This is a genomic window from Hymenobacter negativus (genome assembly GCF_017571495.1).
Taxonomy (GTDB): domain Bacteria; phylum Bacteroidota; class Bacteroidia; order Cytophagales; family Hymenobacteraceae; genus Hymenobacter; species Hymenobacter negativus.
Genome location: NZ_JAGETZ010000010.1, coordinates 31546 through 53322, shown reverse-complemented (window position 1 = coordinate 53322; position 21777 = coordinate 31546). Strand labels below are relative to the sequence as shown.

The 21777-nt window shown below is 59.5% G+C and carries 12 protein-coding genes; 6 read left to right on the top strand and 6 right to left on the bottom strand.

The features are described 5' to 3' along the window. Positions 1–56: 56 nt before the first annotated feature. The 5 genes from J4E00_RS19205 to J4E00_RS19185 form a co-directional block, all read right to left on the bottom strand. Complete coding sequence (locus tag J4E00_RS19205; RefSeq protein ID WP_208176887.1) at positions 57–1364, bottom strand: MFS transporter; 1308 nt, start codon at positions 1362–1364, stop codon at positions 57–59. 164 nt (positions 1365–1528) lie between these two features. Then, positions 1529–1909, bottom strand: coding sequence for a cupin domain-containing protein (locus J4E00_RS19200; RefSeq protein ID WP_208176886.1), 381 nt, complete (start codon positions 1907–1909; stop codon positions 1529–1531). 135 nt (positions 1910–2044) lie between these two features. Then, positions 2045–4249, bottom strand: coding sequence for a heparinase II/III family protein (locus J4E00_RS19195; RefSeq protein ID WP_208176885.1), 2205 nt, complete (start codon positions 4247–4249; stop codon positions 2045–2047). 37 nt (positions 4250–4286) lie between these two features. Further along, positions 4287–5045: an SDR family NAD(P)-dependent oxidoreductase gene (locus J4E00_RS19190; protein ID WP_208176884.1), complete on the bottom strand. Its 759-nt coding sequence runs from the start codon at positions 5043–5045 to the stop codon at positions 4287–4289. Between the two features lie 57 nt (positions 5046–5102). Next, positions 5103–7421, bottom strand: coding sequence for a chondroitinase-B domain-containing protein (locus J4E00_RS19185; RefSeq protein ID WP_208176883.1), 2319 nt, complete (start codon positions 7419–7421; stop codon positions 5103–5105). Between the two features lie 359 nt (positions 7422–7780). Between J4E00_RS19185 and J4E00_RS19180 the strand changes: the two genes are divergently transcribed. Then, positions 7781–8818: a LacI family DNA-binding transcriptional regulator gene (locus J4E00_RS19180; protein ID WP_208176882.1), complete on the top strand. Its 1038-nt coding sequence runs from the start codon at positions 7781–7783 to the stop codon at positions 8816–8818. A gap of 112 nt (positions 8819–8930) precedes the next feature. On the opposite strand, the gene J4E00_RS19175 is transcribed toward J4E00_RS19180, so the two are convergent. Beyond that, positions 8931–10025, bottom strand: coding sequence for a LacI family DNA-binding transcriptional regulator (locus J4E00_RS19175; protein WP_208176881.1), 1095 nt, complete (start codon positions 10023–10025; stop codon positions 8931–8933). 624 nt (positions 10026–10649) lie between these two features. Here J4E00_RS19175 and nagB point away from each other — a divergent pair. From nagB to J4E00_RS19150, 5 genes are all read left to right on the top strand, one after another. Continuing rightward, a complete protein-coding gene (gene nagB, locus J4E00_RS19170) occupies positions 10650–12566 on the top strand; it encodes a glucosamine-6-phosphate deaminase (protein ID WP_208176880.1) in 1917 nt (638 codons plus the stop codon). Between the two features lie 92 nt (positions 12567–12658). Continuing rightward, positions 12659–13945, top strand: coding sequence for a sugar MFS transporter (locus tag J4E00_RS19165; protein WP_208176879.1), 1287 nt, complete (start codon positions 12659–12661; stop codon positions 13943–13945). Positions 13946–14644: 699 nt separating this feature from the next. After that, a complete protein-coding gene (locus J4E00_RS19160; protein WP_208176878.1) occupies positions 14645–17689 on the top strand; it encodes a SusC/RagA family TonB-linked outer membrane protein in 3045 nt (1014 codons plus the stop codon). Between the two features lie 34 nt (positions 17690–17723). After that, a complete protein-coding gene (locus J4E00_RS19155; RefSeq protein WP_208176877.1) occupies positions 17724–19313 on the top strand; it encodes a SusD/RagB family nutrient-binding outer membrane lipoprotein in 1590 nt (529 codons plus the stop codon). 362 nt (positions 19314–19675) lie between these two features. Then, positions 19676–21544: a beta-N-acetylhexosaminidase gene (locus tag J4E00_RS19150; protein WP_208176876.1), complete on the top strand. Its 1869-nt coding sequence runs from the start codon at positions 19676–19678 to the stop codon at positions 21542–21544. Positions 21545–21777: the final 233 nt, after the last annotated feature.

Here is a 21777-nt window from a genome sequence, read left to right as displayed (position 1 = left end):
AGCCGACACGTAAGCCGACCACTTGGGGATTAGAGGAAAAATCGGGTGACGAGCGGCTACGCCACCCGCCGAATGGTGCCGCTCACAAGCAGCGCCACGGCCGCGCCCAGGGGCACAAGTAGCGCCGCCAGCGCGAAAAAGGGCACGTAGCTCGTCTTAGTGAGCACCGGCACCAGCCAGGTGGTGAGCAGCGTGCCAAACACCGCCGCCGTGCCGCCCAGCCCCGCCAGCGTGCCTACCGACTTGCCCGAGAACAAGTCGCCCGGCAAGGTCTGGATGTTGCCAATCGTAATCTGGAAGCCCATGAGCGCAAAGAAGATGCAGCCCATGGCATACTCCGGCGTGGTGGCCTGGGAGCTGAGAATGAGGGCGGGTAACATGATGGTGCAGCCCAGCGCGATGCAGGTTTTGCGGGCCCGGTTTACGGTGCTGCCGCCCTTAATGAGGCGGCCCGAGAGCCAGCCGCCACCCAGGCTGCCAATGGCCGCGCCCACGTACGGAAACCAGGCAAACGCGCCAATCTGCTTGATATCAAACTGAAACCGCTCGTGCAGGTAAATCGGCAGCCAGCTCACAAACAGCCACCAAATCGGGTCGAGTAGAAACCGGGAGCCCAGCACCGCCCACGACTGCCGGTAGCTCAGCAGCTGGCCAATAGGAAGCGCTGCTTCGGCCACGGCCGGCGCGGCTGGCTGCCCGTCCAGAATGTGCTGGCGCTCCGCCTCGGTCAGCCAGGGGTGGGTGGCGGGCGTGGCCTTGTTCACTATCCACCACGGAATCACCCAAATCAGGCCCAGTCCGCCGATGAGCAGGAAGGTGATTTTCCAGCCCAGTGCGCCGTAGAAGTAGGCAATGAGCGGAGCCGAAACCACCGCGCCCACCGACGCCCCGGCATTGAAAAGGCCCTGGGCAAATGCCCGCTCGCGCACCGGAAACCACTCGGCATTCGACTTGGCCGCGCCGGGCCAGTTGCCGGCCTCCCCCAACCCCAGAATGGCCCGGAATACGGCAAACGACACCAGCCCACGCGACAGCGCATGGAGCGCCGCACCGGCGCTCCATACCACAATCGAGAGGGTGAACCCGATGCGCGTTCCCACCTTGTCAAACACCCGGCCCGATACGCTTTGGCTAATGCCATACGCCACCATAAAGAAGCTGACCACCAGCGCGTACTGGTTCTTATCGAGCTGCAAATCGTTAGCAATGCCGGGCCACATCACCGCCAACGCGTTGCGGTCGATGTAGTTGATGACCGTGGCAATGGCAATCAGCACGATAATCCACCAGCGCAGGCCTTCCACTTTGCGGGTGGCGGGCGGCGCGGGAGCCGGGGTGAGCGGCGGAGCGGTGAGGGGCTGCATTGGGTGGGATTAGGGGGTGGGTGGTGTCGTTGTTTAGAAGACCGTCCTGCAGAGCGCCGCGAAGCATCTTGCCTGCAATAGTCACTCAATCAGCTGGATTACTGCTGCACGCGAGATGCTTCGCGGCGCTCTGCAGGACCGCCGTCTTACTAGCTCAATTGGCTTCAGACCGAAGCCTTCTCGGCCGGCGCGTAAGCCGGGTGCGCTGTCATAAAATCCTCGCGGATGGGGCTGAAAATATCCAGCAGCACGCCGGCCTGGATGGCCGTGGCGCCGTGCGGCACGTTGGGCAGAATGTAATACACATCGCCGGTGCGCAGCACCTGGGTTTCCTCGCCGATGGTCACGGCAAACTCGCCGCTTTCGATGTAGGTAATCTGGCTGTGAAAATGCTGGTGAATGGGGCCAACGCCACCGGCTTCGAAGTCAGCTTTCACAAGCATTAGCGTGTCATCATAAGCCATGATTTTGCGCCGGACGCCCGGGCTCACGGCTTCCCAGGCTACATCCTGGTCTTGAATGAATGGTAGGCTGAAGTAGCGCATAATGGGAGCTTTTATTCGGTTTAAGGAGTGGTAGAATCTTATATTAAGCAGCACGAGTACCCCAAAGCTGTGCTTCGGCTTGCGCTCGAATCGTCCAACTAACCGAAGCACAGCTTCGGGGTACTCGTGCTGCTATCAGTGGCCGATGTGGCGCAATTGGTAGGGGCCCTGCCAGCGCAGCGACTGACCAGCCACGATGGCTTCATGTGCTTTAGTGGGGGCGGCGTCCTGGTTGGCCACGGCTAGGCGGTAGGTGCCGCCGTGGCGCAGCTGCACTTCCACCACGGTGGCCTCGGGACTATCGAAGAGCACGGCCACGCGGGCCACATTACTACGCGAGCCGGTCGCCACTTCGGAGGTCGGGTTGAATTCGCCGTGGCTTTCGAGCACCGAGACAAACACCTTGTTCTGGGCTTTTTCACGCACCAGCAGCGCCGGTTCGGGGCGCAGGTTGAAGTTGGGGTCGGTGGCGCCGATGCGGGCCAGCACCAGGTGGGTGGCCGTGTCGGTGGCCGTGCTTAAGGAATAGAACTGCGGTCCGTTGAGCCAGGTGAGCGTAGCCACGCCGGGCGTGCGCACGGGCTGACTAATGGCCTCGCGCCAGAGGTGCTGGTAGCCGTTTTTGAGGCCCACCGTCTGCCGGCTCGTGGCGAAGCTGTCGTATTTGAAGCTGGTCGAAATCAACTGGCCCTGGTAGTACCACGGCAGGTCATACTGGTGCGGTGCGCCGGCCTGCACCCGAAACACGTCCAGCACCAGCGGCTTGCCCGAGAGGCTGTCGAGCACCAGCGCCACGGTGCGCTGCAACTGCACGCCGGGGTAGGCCGAGTTGGCCTTGGCGCTCACCACCTGGGCATTGGCGTTGCGAATATCAGCAAACCAAGCCTGGCCGGCGTTCTTCTCGGCCACTTCTTCCTTGCCGCCAAAGTCGGAAGCCTCGTCCACCACCAGCGTGTTGTGGGCCACGGTCTGGCTGGCCCAGGTCTTGGTTTCAGGCAGGTAGCGGCCGCCTTCCTTGGCCTCCACGTTGAGGAAGCGCACGGCACCGTAGTCCTGGAGCACCTCGCGCCCGCGGTCGTAGAGCACGATGCCGAGCTTGTCGTAGTGCCCGTGCGACAGGCCGTGACCGGTATACTTGAAAATAAGGCTGGTCTGCGCGTCCTGCGCCCCGGCGCGAAGTACGGCCAAGCCGCCCTCGGTACCGGTGGGGCCGTCGGTGTAAAGCACGCTTTGGCGTTGGTAGGGCTGCAGGTTTTTGCTGGCTTCCTGCACTGCTTTAGCTACGGCCAGCCCGCCGGGTGCCACCAATACCTTGCCCTGTTGCTGCGCCAGGCCCAGCAGCGTTTTATCCACGCCGTAGTGCTGTGCGGCAATGGAAATCGCGCCAATCAACTCCTGGGTAGTCCAATCTTTTTCCTTCAGCGCATCATTCAGTGGATAATACCGGCCGTCGGTGTTGGTGAGCTGCAGGGAGGAATTCAACGCCTTTTTCAGGATGCTGCCGCGGTACTCAAAGATGTGCAGTTCGGGCTGGTTGTTATCAATAGCCTGGGCAAACATGAAGAAGGGCGACAGCGCGTAGCGCGAGTAGTAAGGCCCCTCGGTGTAGTAGCCATCGGGCGAAAAAAGGCCGTTGAGCTGGGCCAGGAAGCCGCTTTTGTCGTTGCCGGCGCTGCCGTGCACCGCCAGGTTTATCAGCTTCTGGTCGTGGATGGCGTAGCCCACCATGCCCACCCCGGCGGCGGCCCACACCCCGTGGTTGTGCACGAGGTCGAACCACGATTTCAAATCCTGGGTGAAGTAGTTGCACAGCGGCCGGAACGCGCCGTCCTCTATCTGCTTGTGCTCGGCGGGAGTTAGTGTCTCGTACACGGCGTCGTAGCCCTGAGCGCTATACACCAGCCAGTTGGCATCGTTTAGCGCTTGGTGAAACAGCCGGCCGGGCGACGAGCTTTTGGCCTCGGGGTGGTTTTTCAGGCCCGGAATCAGCTTGCTGTATTCCAGCAGCATGTCACGCACGAAGCGGGCATACTTGCCGTCCTTGGTCATCTGAAAGCAGATGCCGGCGGCCTGTAGCGCGTAGTAGTTGCGGGTATGCTGCTCGTGGGTGTAGCCGCCGGCAGGGTCCTTGGGCACGGGCACGGCAATGGGGCTGGCCAGGGCTTTGTCGGCCGTTTTCTGCAGGGCGCGGTAACTCTTGTCGAGCAGCGGGTACTGGCCCAGGCTCTGTTTGAGCGTGGGCACGTCGGCGGCTTTGATGAGCAGGGCCGGATGCGCCGGAGCGGGCGCGCCGGCACTGGCGGAGCCAGTAGCCAGCAGCCCGGCCACGAGAAGTGCCATTCCCCAAAATGTTGCCGGCCGACGCTCGCGCATGTGCTTAAATAAAGTAGGTTCCACCATTGATTTCCATCGAAGCGCCGGTGATGAAGGACGACTCCGGCGAGGCCAAATACGTCACCAAATCGGCTACTTCGCGGGCCTGGCCCTCGCGGCGCAGGGGCGTGCCACCCGCCACCCGCTCGCGCACCTCGGGCTTGGTGAAGGTGTCGTGGAAGGCCGTGGCAATCATGCCCGGCGATACCGCATTCACCCGGATTCCTTTGGGGCCCAGCTCCTTGGCCAGGCCGCGGGTCAGGGTCAGCACGCCGCCTTTGCCGGTGGCGTAGGCCAGAGCGCCGGGGCCGCCGCCGTCGCGGGCCGCCTGCGAGGCGAAATTGACGATGGCACCGCCCTCGGGCATGTGCGGCACCACGGCTTTGCTGAGCAAAAACACCGATTTCAGGTTCACGTCAATCACGAAGTCCCAGAAGGCTTCATCCATCTCCTCCAGCGTTTTACGGGCCACGAGGCCGCCCACCACGTTTACCAGGATGTCGATTTTCGGGCCGAATGCCTCGGTGCAGGTCTGCACCACTTTGGCCACGTCGGCAGCCTTGGTCATGTCGCCCTGGGCGGCCACTACCTGGCCGGCGCCCAGCGCTTCAATCTGCTTTTTTGTCTCCTCGGCCTCGCCCACCGAATCAAAGTAATTGAAGCAGACGTTAGCGCCCGCCTTGGCCAAAGCCAGTGAAACCTGCCGGCCAATGTCGCGGCCACCGCCGCTAACCAGCGCTACTTTTCCTGTTAAATCGTGCATGAGGGAGGGTTTTGGGCCGAGGCCTAGGGTAAAAAATGATAAGGAAATGGGAAGGAATTATTGCTGGGCGAGGTAGCCCACCGGGCGGCCGTCGGTGGCGGTTGGCAGGGCTGGTACCGGGCTTTTCAGGCGGTAGTCGAGCTGCTGCGGAGCCACGAAGGCAGTGGGCAGGTAAGTCAGCTTGGCCGTGCGCGGCGGAAACTTCGCCTCGACCTTGCCCGATTGGTAAAAATTGCTGTTCGACAGCGTGTTGATGGCCTTGCCCAGCTCGGTGTACTGAATGGCCGGGCCAGCCGTGGCGCTGTTGGCAAACAGGCAGTTCTGGATGGTGGAGTGCTGCACGCCGGTCAGCTTCAGTACCGGGCCGGCGGTGTTGCCCACGTTATCAAACGTGCAGTGGTCCACCGTCAGGAAAGGACCGAAGGTGCTCTCGTCCTTGCCGCCGCGGTAGAGGTCGAGCACCACGCCCTGCACGTTGCGAAACAGGCAGTTGCGCAGTATCACTACTTCGGCGTTGTAGGTGCCCAAATTCTGGGTTTCCGTGGCCAGGCTCAGGGCGCTGCCGCCCAGGTCGTGAAACTGGCAATTGGCAAACTGCACGGTATCGGCGAAGGTGGCCGTGGTGGCGTGAAACACCTGACTATCCGCGCCCTTTAGATTATAAAATGCGCAGTTCTCTGCCCACAGCCCATAGTGGTCCAGTATCGGCTGCGCGCTCGATTGAATGAGGCCCGCTGTGGTGGCCGCCGCCCCATCAAACGCCAGCCCCTTAAGTCGCAGCCAGCCTCCATTTTCCATCAGAAAAAGCGGCTGCGCACCTTTGGCAGTCAGCACCGGCCGCGTGGCCAGGCCTGCCTTAGCCCGCACCGTAAGCGGCACGGTTACGACCAGCGGCTGCGCTAGTGCATACGAGCTGGTTTTGGTCAGTTCGATAACGTCGCCCGGCTTGGCGGCTTTGCACAGGCGTTGCAAGTCGTCCGCCGTTGCGGCCGGCACTATGCGGCCAACACGCGGCGTGGCACTGGTGGACGTGGGTCGGAACCAGCCCGGGCCGGCTTCGGCGGCCGTGAGGGGGCGGTGCAGGGTGGTTTTGGGGGCGCCTTTGGGCGTGGGCACCAGCAGGCCGTCGGCCGACTTTTGCACGGTGAGCACGGCGGCATCCAGGCCTTTGATATCGGGGCCTTTGCCGCTTATCTGGAGCGCGTTATTGCTGAAGGTTAGGCCGCTGATGTCGTCGTAAACGTGGAACGGGTTGGGCAGCTTGGGGCTGTAGAAGATGTTGTTTTTGAGCACTACGCCGGTAGGAGGGAGGCTCAGCTCGGCGCTCTTGCCGGCGGCCAGCTCCACGTTGGCGCAGTTCACGAAAACGTTGTTTTCAATCAGGGCATCGCGCACTTGGGCGTAGCGGTTGAGCGGCGAGTTGGGGATGCCGTTCATAATCACCAGCGCCCCGCGAAAGTCGCGGCCGGTGAGGTCGGCGAAGTAGTTACCCCGCACGCGCTGCCCGGCGTTAATGACGCGCACGCCGCCGGTTTGCTCCTTGCCGTTACCCAGGAAGTAGTTGCCTTCCACCAGGTTGTTGTTGCCGTGGCGCAGCACCACCGAGCCCTCGCACTCGTCGAAGAGGTTGCGACGCACCACGTTTTCGCCCGACTTTACAGAGATGATTTCCGTCTCGCCGTTACAGTGGTAGAAGTAGTTGTCCTCTACCACCGTGCGCGAGGCCGACAGCGAAGTTTCACCCAGCCCAATGCGCATGGTTTCGCCGCCATTCGAACCCAGGCGCGGGCGCGGGCCGAAGTAGTTGTGGTCAATCTGGTGGTGGTTCTCGCGGCTTTCGGGCGTGGGCAACTCCACTACCACGGTCACACCGCTGGTTTTTTTTCCGGCGATGTAGTTGTGGTCGAAGCGGTTGTACTGACCGTAGAAGTGAATCCACTTGTCGTCCTTATTGCTGCTGGGGCGGTTGAAGTTGTCCAGCACGCACTCGGTCACGCGGCAGTGATAGGCTAAGCCGTTGCTGCCGTCCCGAAACTCGATGATGCCGCCCTGCGGCGCGTAGCCGTTGCGGAAGTCCAGCCCTATCACCACTAGGTACTCGCCCACCAGCCGCAGGCTCGACTGCCCGCGCAGCTGCACCGCGCCGGGCCGCTCGGCCTTCAGGACGATGGGCTTGGCCGCCGTGCCCTTGCCGCTGAATACCAGCGGGGTGTCGGTCCAGTTGCCGGCGGCTAGCACCAGCGTGTCGCCGGGTTGCAGGCGCGGCACGGCAGCCCGGTAGGCAGCCAGGTCGGTCACGCGGATGTTGGCCGCGTGGGCTACCGAACTGCTTGCCAGCAGTGCTAGGCTTAGAAACCACTTAGAGGAGGTTGGCATTCTTATTAAAATTCAATTATTGTAGAAATATGACAGGTTTATTATCCTGCTTTTCTATTTCAAATGTATGCCGTTCCGCAAACGATTCCTAGCCTAAAAAATGCGATTTCAAATCATTTAAAGCCTCATCATAGCTTAATTCAAGTTGCAAAAACGTTACCGGTAACGTTACCGGCATCGATTGCGTTAAAATCGTTTTCTCTTTGAAAAATTAAATTATTTTTTAATCTTAGGCGCTCCTTCTGACCAATTGTATAGATTTGCGTTGCTATTCACATGGTCTGAAGCCTCTACCAATAGGGCGGTGTAGCGGTTAGCATTGCTCCAGATAAGCATTTTCCATCCTTCTGTTCCCCACTATGCCCATTCCGCGCCGCGAACGTCCTGCCAAACCGGCTACTATTAAGGACATTGCCCGCTCGTTGGGCGTGTCCATCTCCACGGTGTCGCGGGCCATGCGCGACTTTCCCGATGTGAATCCCGACACCAAGCAGGCGGTGCTGGACATGGCTAAGGAACTGGACTACCAGCCTAACCAGGTAGCCCTCAGCCTGGTGACTCGCCAGACGCACAGCATTGGCGTCATCGTGCCGAACCTGGACTACTTCTTCGCCACGGCGGTGCGGGGCATCGACGAAATTGCTCTCGAAGCCGGTTACACCGTGCTCACCTGCCAGTCGAACGAGTCGTATGGCCGCGAAATCACCAACACCCAACGCCTGCTCAACAGCCAAGTCGATGGCCTCATTGTGTCACTTTCCAGCGCCACGAGCAACGTAGACCACATGCGCCGCCTGATGGCGCGCGGGGTGCCGCTGGTGCTTTTCGACCGCGTAGCAACCGACCTAGATGCTACCAAAGTAGTGCTCGACAACGAAGACGGAGCCCGGCAGGCAGTTAATCATTTATTTGAGCAGGGTTGCCGCCGCATTGCTTACATCGCCGGGCCACCCAGCTTCTCCATTAGTAATCAGCGTAAAGAGGGCTACCTGGCAGCCCTGCGCCAGCACGGGCTTCCCGTGGATGAGGACCTCATCGTTCACTGCGAGTTCGACCGAGCTCATGCCTACCGCGCCACCGAGCAGCTGCTTGATAGCGCCCAGCGTCCCGATGCAATTTTTACCGTTAGCGACCGGCTGGCCATTGGGGCACTACTGGCCTTGCGCCAGCGTGGCCTGCGCGTGCCCGAAGATGTTGCCCTGGTCGGCTTCAACGATGAGCCGCTAGCCAGCCTGCTTACGCCCACGCTCTCAAGCGTAGGACAGCCTGCTTTTGAAATGGGCAAAGTAGCAGCTCAACTGTTCCTGGAGCAGCTCAACAGCGAATCGGTGCTGCCATCACGCACTATTACGCTCAAACCCAATCTGATGGTGCGCGCATCCTCACTACGCAAATAGGAGGCTAACTAATCTGTTATGTAGGAACTCCATAGGTCGGGGCATGACTACTCTGTATAGCATCGGTGCCCATCCGTTGGTTGCTGGTACAGTTATTTAAGCATCCTATAGGCTACTTATCAATGTAGTACTGCAGGTTTTCCTTGGTGATGATATCGAGCGGCAGATACTTCAAGGCTGGCACTTCCTTTTTGAAAATCAGTAAATCGGCTAGGGCGAAAATGCCCCGGTGGCCTTGCTTGCGCGGATTCTGATTTATCAGGAAATCGATGATGCCCTCGTTGAGGAAGTGGATGTTTTTTTCCAGCAAGTCGTAGCCCACTAAGCGAATATCTTCGCGGTGGTAGGCTTGCAGGTAAGGCGCGATTTCGTAGGCTTTGGACGTGCTCACGAAAATCCCTTTCAATTGGGTTTGCTCCTCATCGAGCAGCCGATTCAGCAACCGGGCAAACGAGGGCTCCGTGGGGTGCGGCAGGTCGATGCTGACAATGTTGTAGGGATTCTTATAGCTTTCCGAAGCGGGGTGGTCCGATGATTCCGCCAACTGGGCGAAGTAGTCGCGGAACCCCCGCTCTTTCTGCGTGATGTGTACCGAGTTGGCAATATCCTCAGCGATGTGCGCAATCAGGAACGTGCCGGTACGAGCCTGACCCAGGTGCACCAGCTTGCCGGCCAGAAAGCCACTCTGGTAAGAATCCTGTCCCACGTAGCTCAGCGACTGCATCTCGGCGATGTAGGTGTTGAACAGCACGTAGGGAATACCCAGCTGGTGCCAGCGCTCGAAGAAAGCTAGTGATTCGCGGTAAAACAGCGGGGCTACCAGCACGCCATCTGGCTGCGAAAGCGTGGCAGCTTCCATCTGCTCCTGAAAGGAATCGACCTGCGTCAGGCTATACGAATACACGGTGATGGTAACGCCGTACTGCTTCAGTTCGCGGGCGGCTTTCTCAATGCCGTTCCAAGGGGCCTGCCAGTAGGGGTCGAGCGTGTGGTCGGGCTGCACCACGGCAAACTGGTAGGTGCGGTTGGCGCCCAGCGTGCGCGCAATCATGTTGGGCTCGTACTCGAGCTCCTGCATCATCGACAGCACTTTCTGGCGTACTTCCTCCGAAACCCGGCCGCGGTTGTGCAGTACCCGGTCGACGGTGCCGACCGACACGTTGGCCTTGGCGGCAATATCCTTGATTCGTACAGCGTCTTTTTTCATAAGTCTACTTTACGCTTGCCTGGCTCCGGCCCACAGTATCAACGGAGAAAACCGTGCGAGGGTGAACCGCACTGAAAGAACCACCGGCCCAACGGCGGAATAGCCCGGCGAACGGGAGGAACAAAAATACCAGCTTCCGTAACCACCACCTAATACCCACCAGCTATTCGGGCCGGGACTATTGCTGGCCTGGGGTCCGAACAGCTCGTAAGCTCCGGATTTTGCTTCGTCGGGGGTGAAGATGCCAGCAAAGTAGATAAAATATTTTCCATATCCGACAAGAGGGGAATTCGGCAAAAAGTGGCCTGACGAGTGTTTTTTTGCGTGTGCGCACACACAGTCCAAATTTACTTGCGTGTGCGCACACACTTTTTTTCCCCAATCGTTTGCGCCACTCGTTTTGGACTTGTATGTTTGAGCCAGTTCAGCACTGGAATTCTCAATAATTCCGCTTCGAGCCTGCCTCCTACCGCGACCTGACCTCCTGTGCTTGCTACCGGCTTTGCCTAGCTGCGCGGTGCTTTCTGACCTTGCTTCAGCATGCGTTTCGACTCCGGCGCACAGTTGCCAGGGTCTTCCAGCTTCGTTCTTAAAAATCTGTCACTTTTTTACCCGAAACCAGCTATGGAAGTACTGAATTACCCCGAAACCACTTTTGAGAAGCTGCCGGTCACCATCTTCGAAAACTCAGCGGAAGGGGCCATTAGCGTGGCCCGCGAAATTGCGGCCCTGATTCGCAGCAGGCAGCAGCAGGGCGAGTTGGCCGTGTTGGGCCTGGCCACGGGCTCGTCGCCCATTGGCGTGTACAAAGAGCTGATTCGGTTGCATCGCGAAGAGAATCTGAGCTTTAAGAACGTGGTAACGTTCAACCTGGACGAGTATTACCCGATGCAGCCCGACGAGTTACAGAGCTACGTCTACTTTATGCACGAGCAGCTATTCGACCACATCGACCTGCTGCCCGAAAACATTCACATTCCGGATGGGACGCTACCCATTGAAAAGGTAAAAGACTATTGCCAGGCCTACGAAAAGCAGATTGACGAGTACGGCGGCCTCGATTTGCAGCTGCTGGGCATTGGGCGCACGGGCCACATTGGCTTCAATGAGCCGGGCTCGTCCATCGCATCCACCACCCGGCTGGTGAAGCTTGACCCGCTCACAATAACTGACGCGGCCAAGGACTTTATCAAGGAAGAATATGTCCCGCTGCGGGCCCTGACCATGGGCGTGGGCACCATTATGAAAGCGCGCAAAATCATCCTGATGGCGTGGGGCGAGGGCAAAGCCAAAATCCTGCACGAAACGGTGGAGGGCCGGGTTTCGGAAGAAGTGCCGGCATCGTTTCTGCAGCAGCACCCCCGCGTGAAAGTGGTGGTGGACCAGTGGGCCGCCCAGGAACTTACCCGCATCAAAACACCCTGGCTGGTGGGCATGTGCGCCTGGGACGACAGCCTGATTCGACGGGCCGTTATCTGGCTGAGCTTGAAGACGCAGAAGCCCATTCTGAAGCTGACCGACGAAGACTACAAGGACGGCAGCCTGAGCGACCTACTGGTGGAGGCCGGCAACGCCTACAACCTCAACCTGAAGGCTTTCAATGCCATTCAACGCACTATTACGGGCTGGCCGGGTGGCAAGCCCAACTCCAACGACGTGCAACGGCCCGAGCGGGCGCTGCCGGCTCAGAAACGCTCGCTGATTTTTAGCCCGCACCCCGACGATGACGTGATTTCGATGGGTGGCACGCTCCTGCGGCTGGTGGAGCAGGGCCACGATGTGCACGTGGCCTACCAGACCTCGGGCAACATCGCGGTGTTTGATGATGACGCCCGCCGCTACGCGGATTTCGCGCTGGATTTTGCGCGCAAGCTGCACCTGAGCGCCGACCAGATTCAGGACGAGCACGCCCAGGTAGTAGCGTTTTTGAAGCACAAGAAGCTGGGCGAGGAAGACAGCCCGCTGGTGCAGGACATTAAGGCCCTGATTCGGAAAGGGGAGGCGGCGGCGGCCTGCCGGTTCTGCGGCGTGAAGGAGGAAAACGTGCACTTCATGAACATGCCTTTCTACGAAACCGGCCAAGTGAAGAAGAAGCCGCTGGGCGAGGCCGATATACAGGATGTAGTGGATATTCTGCAGAAAATCCGGCCGCACCAGATTTTTGCGGCCGGTGACCTGCGCGACCCCCACGGTACCCACGCCGTCTGCCTGGAGGCCATTTTTACCGCTCTGGCCCGCCTGAAAGGGCAGGAAGACTGGGTAGACAACTGCTACTTGTGGCTATACCGAGGGGCCTGGCAAGAGTGGGACATTGAGGAAATTGAAATGGCCGTTCCCATCAGCCCGGAAGAGCTGATGTGCAAGCGCAAAGCCATTTTCAAGCACCAGTCGCAGAAAGACAGTGCAGTATTTCCCGGCAACGACAAGCGCGAGTTCTGGCAGCGCTCCGAGGACCGCAACCACGCCACCGCCAAGCTCTACGACCGCCTGGGCCTGGCCGAATACGAGGCCATGGAAGCTTTCGTCCGCCACCAGTTTTAAGCCAGTAGCACGCTCCCCGAACGTCGTGCGGCGCTTGCCGAAGCATGACCATTTGGAGAAAGGAAATACGTACCCTAAATCATTGAAGGCAAATGAAGACCACTCAATCACGCGGGATGCCACCGCTGGTCATTATTGGCGCGCTGTTTTTCATTTTCGGCTTTATCACCTGGCTCAACGGCACGCTGATTCCTTTCCTGAAAATTGCCTGCGGCCTGCAGTACTCGCAGGCCCTGCTGGTGACGTTTGCCTTCTACATCGCCTATGTTTTCCTGGCGTTGCCTTCTGCCTTTATCCTGCAAAAAACCGGCTTCAAGAATGGCATGGCGCTGGGGCTGTTGGTGATGGCGGTTGGGGCGCTGGTGTTCGTGCCAGCGGCGCAGGCCCGCTCGTTTGGCCTTTTTCTGGCCGGGTTGTTCATTCAAGGGGCCGGGCTGGCGTTGCTGCAAACGGCTTCCAATCCCTACGCCAGCATTCTGGGGCCGTTGGAGAGTGCCGCCCAACGCATCAGCATCATGGGCATCTGTAGTAAAGTAGCCGGTGCCCTGAGCCCGGTTATCATTGGAGCCGTGGTGCTGAAAGGCGCGGCCGAGCTTGAAGCACGTTTGGCCGGCCCTATCTCGGCTTCAGAAAAAGCCGCGCTGCTGCAACAGCTGGCTGGCCGGGTGGTGCTGCCTTACGTGATTATGGCAGGTGCGCTGGTGGTGCTGGCCCTGCTCATCAAGCTTTCCGGCCTGCCCGAAATCGATGCCCGCCAGGCTGAAGTGAGCCCGGTGCCCGGCGAGCCCGCCCGGGGCATCGGCCACTATCCGCACCTGTTGCTGGGGGTGCTGGCCATCTTTTGCTACGTGGGCGCTGAAGTCATTGCCGGCGACACCATCACTCAGTACGGTCGGGCGCAGGGCATCAGCCTGGACATTGCCCGGAACTTCACTTCTTTCACCCTCATCGCCATGCTGGTTGGCTATTTCATTGGGGTAGTGGCCATTCCGCGCTACCTGAGCCAGCAGGCCGCGCTCAGCATCTGCGCCGTGGTGGGGGTGGTGTTCACGATGGGCATTGTGCTCACGCACGGGTATACCTCGGTGCTGTGCGTGGCCCTGCTCGGACTGGCCAACTCGCTGATGTGGCCCGCCATCTTTCCCCTGAGCATTAAAGGACTGGGTGGGCTTACCGAGCGCGGCGCGGCGCTGCTGGTAATGGGTATTGGCGGCGGGGCTGTGCTGCCTTACGTGTACGGCAAGCTTGGCGAGCCCCTGGGCTTGCAACAGGCTTACCTGCTCCTCATTCCTTGCTACCTGTACATTCTGTTTTTTGCGCTGAAAGGCCATGCTTACCAGGCCCGCGGGACGGTGCATTACGCCGTGCCAGGCGTGTAAAGAACCGTAGCATACGTCTTCTCCTCGGCTTTTGAACGGGCCGCTGGCGCATGGCCAGCAACCTGCTAGCCAACAAGCTTTGCAAACGGGCAGAATGCAAAAACGAAGTTTCATTCTGCGCGATAAGCTGCGTGTTGATGAATTTATTTGAGCGCGTGTGCGTGTGCGGACACTCTGATGAATAGTTTTTGCGTGTGCGCACACATTTTTTTCTGCTGCCGATTGCTTCTTGATTAAGAAGTCATTATGTTTGAAATAAAATAGTTATCTATTATTCTAAAAGTCTTATTTTAGAATTGAAGCAGCGAGGTTAGCAACCTCGCTAAATCAAATAGGCCACTGGCAGCAGCGGCCCGGAAAGTGAAGGTGCCTCTATCGGCGCAATTATTCGGCACGATTAACATTTCGACGACTTCACCCCGATGAACACGCCTTGCATTGGCATTAGCAGCCGCACCTTTTTTACCCAACTGCCGGCCGGCTTGGGGCTACGACTACGGCCCAGCCGGCATGCGCCTCCACGCAGCTTCATCTCCGCTCATCGAGGCTAACCGGATCAAGAGCCAGACCAGCATGCTGCCCAAGTCACTTTCTGGTGAGGCGGCAGGCGGCTGGCCAGGGTTTACATAGGGCATACAGAGGCCCGGAGATGTGAAGTTGTCCGCATTGTCTTTTACCCCACCTCATTCATTCAAGGCTATGAAAAAAACTACTTGGCTTACCATTTTGCTGCTCCTGTGCCTGCATGGCTGGGTGCAGGCGCAAAGCAGAACGGTGTCTGGCAAAGTCACCGATGCGAAAGGTGGCGCGCTGCCGGGCGTCACGGTGCTCGTGCAGGGCACCAACAATGGCATTAGCACCAATGCCGAGGGCGCATACTCCATTGCCGTGCCCGAAACGGCTACGTTGGTGTTCTCGTCGGTAGGCTTTGATGCGCAAACCGTTGCGGTGGGCTCGCAGGCAGTTATCGACGTGACGCTCACTGAGAACACCCAGGCGCTGAGCGAAGTAGTGGTAACGGCCCTCAACATTTCACGCGAGCGGAAAACGCTGGGCTACTCAGTAACCGAAATTCAGGGCAACTCCCTGACCCAGGCCCGTGAAAACAACGTGGCCAACTCGCTGGTAGGCAAAGTGGCCGGCTTGAACGTGAACTCCACGGCCGGTGGACCGGGCTCGTCGAGCAACGTCATTATCCGGGGCGTGTCGAGCCTGAACCAGACCAACCAACCGCTGTACGTCATCAACGGGGTGCCGGTGGAAAGCCAGCCCAGCATCGCCAACAACGGCGGGCAGTACGACAACTCGCCCGACCTGGGCGATGCCATCTCCAACATCAACCCCGACGACATCGAGAGCATTTCGGTGCTGAAGGGAGCAGCCGCCTCGGCCCTATATGGCTACCGTGCCAAGGCTGGCGTGATTCTGATTACGACCAAGAGCGCCAAGGGCAACGACGGGCTGGATTTTAACAGCAACTACGTAGCTGAGAAAATCTATAACCTCACCGACTGGCAATACGAGTATGGTCAGGGAGCCAACAACATCAAGCCGACCACAGCCGTGGGAGCCGCGCAAGTAGGCAACTCCAGCTGGGGCGGCAAGCTTGATGGCTCCGATGTCATTCAGTTTGATGGCACGACGCGGCCCTACACGGCCCAGCGCGACAACCTCAAGAACTTCTACCGGACCGGCAGCAGCTGGACCAATACGCTGGCGTTCAACAAGAGCTTTACGGGCGGCTCGGTGCGGCTTTCGGCCAGCAACCTGACTAACAAGTCGGTGGTACCGAATTCGGGGCTGGACCGCCAGACATTCAACCTCGCGGGCACATTCGAACCGTTTAAGCACCTGACCATCGATGCGCGGGCCAACTACATTCTGGAGCAGGCCAAAAACCGGCCCATCCTGGCCGATGGCGCGGGCAACGCCAACTTCAACGTGGCCTTTTTGCCCACCAGCATCGACGTGCAAAGCCTGCAGCCGGGCACCAAGGCCGACGGCACCGAACTGGTGTACAACACGGGTAACCCGTACAACACCAATCCCTATTTTGCCGCTTACAACTTCGTGAACAACACCAAGCGCGAACGGCTGCTCTCGACAGTAAGCGCGCGCTATACATTTGATAACGGCTTGTTTTTGCAGGGCCGGGTGGGTCGCGACGGCTACACCGACCGGTTTACCGCCGTCACGCCCTCGGGCACGGGCTATTTGCCAGGGGGTAAAATCACAGAGCTGACCACCCAGTTTACCGACCTAAACGCCGATGGACTAGTGGGCAAAACCTTCAAAGTAGGGGAGGACTTCGCTTTCACGCCTAATCTGGGCACCAGCTACCGCCGCACCAAGTCGGAGGCGTTCCAGAATATCGGTTCCGATTTGGCGGTATTCGGCGTGAATACTCTGGGCAATGCCAAAAACAAGTCGGCTCAAAGCTTCTTCAGCGACCAGGAAATTCATTCGTTGTATGGCTCACTGGATGTGTCTTTTCGGGAATTTCTGTTTCTGACGGCGACCACGCGCCGCGACTGGTTCTCGACCCTGGCCACGCCGGGTGTCGATAACGACTTGAGCGTTACATATCCGGCGGTGAGCGGTTCGTTCGTGTTCTCGGAACTGTGGAAGCCGGAGTTCCTCTCGTTTGGTAAAATCCGGGCGGGCTTCTCGAAAGTGGGTCAAGCCACCAACCCTTACCAGACCCAGTTAAGCTACGCGTTTCTGGCCACCACCCTCAATGGCCTGCCGCTGGGTACCATCAGCCCCGACAACGTCAACATCCCCAACCGCAACCTACTGGCTTCCAAGGCCACCGAATTTGAAATTGGGACCGAGCTGGCCTTCGTGCAGAACCGCGTGCGTCTGGACCTGACCTTTTACAAGAAGAAGTCGTCGAACGAAATTGTGTATGCCCCCGCTTCTATCAGCTCGGGCTACCAGGGTGCGGTGCTGAATGCCGGCGAGATGGAAAACAAGGGCGTGGAAATGCTGCTGACTTTCCAGCCCGTGAAAACGGCCGATTTTACCTGGACGTCTTCGCTGAACGGCGCTTACAACAAGAACACGGTGCTGTCGCTGGCCGCCGGCCAGCAGCAGTCGGTGTATGCCACTTCGCGCTCGGGCGTGGGATTCATGGGCCAAGTGGTCGGCATGCCTTTTGGCCAGGTGCTAGCCTACGACTACAAGTATAACCCCGATGGCAGCATTGCCACCACCACCAACGGCGTGCCCGTGCGCGGCGAGCTGACCTCATACGGCACCGCCTTCCACCCTTGGACGGCCGGCTGGAACAACGACTTCAAGTTTAAGAACATCACCCTGGGGGTGCTGATTGACGGCAAATTCGGCGGCAAGATTTTCTCGGCCACCGACTACTACGGCACCGTCTTCGGCCTGCGCAAAGAAACCCTGGTGAACCGCGAAGGCACTTTCGGGGCCGACAAAGTAGACGCGGCCACCTACTATGGGGCCCTGGCTAACAACGTATCCAAGGACTTCGTGCAGAACGCCAACTTCATCAAGCTGCGGCAGATTACGCTGGGCTACTCCTTTCCCAGCGCGCTGTTCGGCAACCATATTCAGCGGCTGAACCTAAGCCTGGTGGCCCGGAACCTGTTTTTCATCAGCCGGAAAACGGACAACATCGACCCCGAAGGCAGCTACAACGCCTTTTCGCAGGGCCTGGAGCTGGGCGGTGTGCCGCCTTCCCGGACCTACGGCGTGAACCTGAGCGCTAAATTCTAGCTGACTGCAATTCCGGCCTCCTCATTTCTTCTCCATGAAAACTATCTTCAACAAATACGCCACGGTGGCGGTCAGCGCCCTGCTGCTGAGCAGCGGCTGCACCAAGGATTTCAACGATATCAATACCAACCCGTCGACTTACACGCAGTCGTCGTTCGATGCCAATTACCTGCTCACCACGTCCCAGCTGGGCTACACCGGCAGCGCCGACTTGGCCTACGACACCTGGCGCGCTAACCTGATTTACAGCTCGACCATGATTCAGGGGCTGTCGACGGTGGTGAGCTACTGGGCGGGCGATAAATACCTGCTCAACGAGGGCTACACGGCGGCCTACTGGGGTGGTACCACGGTGGGCGCCTACGTGGAGCAGGTGAAGCCCATCACCGACATGGTGCAGTTCACGGCGGACAAACCCCGCTACAAAAACCTGCACCAGATTGGTCGCATCATGCGCGCCCTCATTATGGAGCGCCTGACTGACCTGTACGGTGATGTGCCTTACAGCCAGGCGGGCCTGGGTTATTACACGGGCGTCATCACGCCAAAGTATGACAAGCAACAGGACATCTACACCGACCTGATGAAGGAGGTGGACGAAGCTACCGCCGCGCTGGACCCGGCCGGCGATATTCCCACGGGCGACGTGTACTACAAGGGCAACATCGACCAATGGAAGCGCTTCGGCAACACCCTACTGCTGCGCATGGCCATGCGCCTGACCAAGGCGGACCTAGCAACAGCGCAAGCCTATGCCACCAAAGTGCAAGGCAAAACTATGTTGAGCAACGCCGACAATGCCTTCGTCCTGCACGATATTTCGGGAGCCCGCGTCACCCAGAACCGCAACAGCCAGGTGCTGCTTGGCGATGGCGGCCAGGAGAACTACTACGTGAAATGGTCGAACACTTTCATCGACTACCTGAAGCTAAACAACGACCCGCGCCTGTCGAAAATCGCCGTCACGCAGCTCTACCTCACCGAAGTGACCAAGGGTCAGAGCGCGACCCCCAACTCCAGCGCCGCCGCCCAAAAAGGCATGCCCAACGGCAAAGACCTGAGCGGCCGGGCGGCCTACGACATCTCGAGCACTCCCGGCTACACCACGTTTCCCGACTATTCGTCGCCCAGCCCGGGCATGATTAAGCGCAACGGGCCCACATTCGTGCTCACCTATGCCGAGTCGGAGCTGCTGCTGGCCGAAGCAGCCCAGCGCTGGGGCCTGGGTAGTGCCTCACAGCACTACAACGCTGGCGTAACGGCCGCCAACACCTACCTGAGCCAGTACGACGACGCCCTGACCGTGGCCCCGGCCGACGTGGCCAGCTACCTCACGGCGCACCCCTATAGCGCCGGTACGGGTCTGGAAATGATTAACACCCAATACTGGGCTCTGACCAACACCATGCTTGACTTCTACGAGTCGTGGGCCAACTGGCGCCGGAGCGGCTACCCGGTGCTCACGCCGGTGGTGTACCCCAACAATGCTACCAACGGCCAGATTCCGCGCCGCTTCCCGTACCCAACGACTGAAATCACGAGCAACCCGGACAACTACCGGGCGGCCAGCGCCGCCGTACCAGGCGGCGACAACCTGAGCGGCCGCGTGTGGTGGGATAAATAAGCTGGACTTCCTCTCTTTCTGTCTTTACGTCTTTCTGAGCTTGAAAACAACCGCATTCCAAAAGGGGCTCCCTTAAAAGCCCCCTTTTTTTGAGAAGTTCTGATACTTGCAATGTAGGGGCAGGGCTTGCCCCTGTGTCTACTGGTGTTGAAATAGATACCGCCTGAACACACGTTGTGCTGAGCGTAACTGCTAGTGGCCAACCGTTGCTGCGACTTCGTTTGCTAAACTAGCTGAACGTCGCACAGCCCAGCGAGACTTGGTGGGAACAACTCCGGGCGGCGGTGCGCTGCTTCGGTTGCGCTCAGCACGACGTATTATTATTGCCACTGCCTCCTTCCGCTTTCCACTCCAAACACCTTATGCCCTTTCCCGTTTCCGTGCCCTCCCGGCTTGGCTTGCTGTTAGCCGGCGTTCTATCTACCTTTTCCGTGCTGGGCCAGGGCTCCCAAACCCCGGCCCAGCGCTTAGGCCTCGTGCCCCTGCCGCGCGAGGTGAAAGCCACGGCCGGTATGTATCCGCTGCCCCAGAAACTGAGCATCTATGCCACGAGCAAGGATGAGCAGAACGTAGCGGGGCTGCTGAAGGAAATGCTGACGGCGCTGGGCCACACCGTAACGCTAACCACCAGCCGCCCCGCCGCCCAGATTGCGCTGCTGACGGCCGCCCAGCCCAATGCCGAGGCTTACCAGTTGGTAGTCGACCAGGCCGGTATCCGGATTTCGGCGGCCGGCGGCGCGGGGTTGTTCTACGGCAGCCGAACCTTGCTGCAGCTGCTGCCCGCGCGGCCGACGGCCACCGCCCAGGTGCCCTACGTGCGCATTGCCGACGAGCCGGCTTTTCGGTGGCGCGGGGGCATGCTCGACGTGAGCCGGCATTTTTTCCCGGTCAGCTTCGTGAAGAAGTACATTGACTTTCTGGCCGCTTACAAATTCAATACGTTCCATTGGCACCTGACCGACGACCAGGGCTGGCGCATCGAAATCAAGAAATACCCGAAGCTGACGCAGGTTAGCGCTTTCCGCAAGGAAACCTTGATTGGGGCCCAGCAGCTGTTTAAAGGGCCGGCCGACTTCAAGTACGACGCCACGCCCTATGGCGGCTTCTACACGCAAGAGCAGATTCGCGAGGTGGTGGCGTACGCCCAGCGGCGCTACGTCACCATTGTGCCCGAAATTGAGATGCCGGGCCACTCGGTGGCGGTGCTGGCGGCTTACCCGGAGCTGGCCTGCAAGCCCGGCACCTACGAAACCTGGACCATGTGGGGCGTGAACGAGGACATTGTGTGCCCGACCGAGCCCACGTTTCGTTTTTTTGAAGACGTGCTGACTGAGGTGTGCGCGCTGTTTCCGGGCAAATACGTGCACATCGGCGGCGACGAAGCCCCCAAGGCCCGCTGGAAAGAGAGCGCTGCCGTGCAGGAAATCATGAAGCGGGAGGGCTATACCGATGTGGAAAAGGTGCAGGGCTGGTTCAACCGCCGCATCGAGAAATTTCTGGCCGGCCAGGGTAAAAAGCTCATTGGCTGGGACGAGATTCTGGAAGGAGGTATCGCCCCGAGTGCTGCCGTAATGAGCTGGCGGGGCGAAAAAGGGGGCGTTGAGGCCGCCAAGATGGGCCACGACGTGGTGATGTCGCCCACCACTCACCTGTACGTAAACTACGGCCAGAGCCCAAAGCCCCACAGCCCCTACGAACCGCTGATGATTGGCGGCTACATCCCGCTGGACGTCATTTATAACTACAACCCGCTGCCGGCCGAGCTGACCCCCGCCCAGCAGCAGCACGTGCTGGGCCCCCAGGCCAACCTGTGGACCGAATACATTACGACGCCAGCGGCGGCCGAGTACATGCTGTTTCCGCGCCTACTGGCGGTATCGGAAGTGGCCTGGACGCCAGCCGCCAGCAAAAGCTACGCAGCTTTCTTGCCGCGCATGAGCCAACAATTTGCCCGGCTCGACCAACAAAGAATCAATTACCGTGTGCCCGAGCCGCTGGGGCTCGACAGCACCAGCATGGTGAAGCAGGGGAGTAAAGCCGTGTTCACGCTGCGCTCGCTGGTGCCCGGTGCCCAGATTCGCTACACCCTGGACGGGCACCTGCCCGACGAAACCGCCGCCCTCTACAACGGCCCGCTGGCCGTGCCCCTGAACAACCGACTCACCGTGCGCGCCGTCACCATCGCGCCCAATGGGCGCAAAAGCCCGCCCGCCGAACTGTTAGTGAAGTAACCGCACGGGCCTTCGCATACCTAAAAACAGCGCCTAACCCAACAGCACTGCACAATCGGACGCTGTGCCCTATTCGCTCGCTTGCAGGCTTGGTGGCGAGTGCTGAGCCGGACTGAGGGATGCACGTTTATGGCACTGCGTAAGCCCCATATGCTTCCCAGCTTTTCTTGTGAGCCTTGCAAGGCACTGGCTGGAGCCCTTACCTTGTGGGCTGCACCTGTCGCTGAAGCAGC

Bases quoted from the DNA above. Each gene is read 5' to 3' on its own strand.
- J4E00_RS19190 (WP_208176884.1), bottom strand. From the start codon at position 5,045: ATGCACGATTTAACAGGAAAAGTAGCGCTGGTTAGCGGCGGTGGCCGC.
- J4E00_RS19160 (WP_208176878.1), top strand. From the start codon at position 14,645: ATGAAAAAAACTACTTGGCTTACCATTTTGCTGCTCCTGTGCCTGCAT.
- J4E00_RS19150 (WP_208176876.1), top strand. From the start codon at position 19,676: ATGCCCTTTCCCGTTTCCGTGCCCTCCCGGCTTGGCTTGCTGTTAGCC.
- J4E00_RS19155 (WP_208176877.1), top strand. From the start codon at position 17,724: ATGAAAACTATCTTCAACAAATACGCCACGGTGGCGGTCAGCGCCCTG.
- J4E00_RS19180 (WP_208176882.1), top strand. From the start codon at position 7,781: ATGCCCATTCCGCGCCGCGAACGTCCTGCCAAACCGGCTACTATTAAG.
- J4E00_RS19185 (WP_208176883.1), bottom strand. From the start codon at position 7,421: ATGCCAACCTCCTCTAAGTGGTTTCTAAGCCTAGCACTGCTGGCAAGC.
- J4E00_RS19165 (WP_208176879.1), top strand. From the start codon at position 12,659: ATGAAGACCACTCAATCACGCGGGATGCCACCGCTGGTCATTATTGGC.
- J4E00_RS19205 (WP_208176887.1), bottom strand. From the start codon at position 1,364: ATGCAGCCCCTCACCGCTCCGCCGCTCACCCCGGCTCCCGCGCCGCCC.
- nagB (WP_208176880.1), top strand. From the start codon at position 10,650: ATGGAAGTACTGAATTACCCCGAAACCACTTTTGAGAAGCTGCCGGTC.
- J4E00_RS19175 (WP_208176881.1), bottom strand. From the start codon at position 10,025: ATGAAAAAAGACGCTGTACGAATCAAGGATATTGCCGCCAAGGCCAAC.
- J4E00_RS19200 (WP_208176886.1), bottom strand. From the start codon at position 1,909: ATGCGCTACTTCAGCCTACCATTCATTCAAGACCAGGATGTAGCCTGG.
- J4E00_RS19195 (WP_208176885.1), bottom strand. From the start codon at position 4,249: ATGGCACTTCTCGTGGCCGGGCTGCTGGCTACTGGCTCCGCCAGTGCC.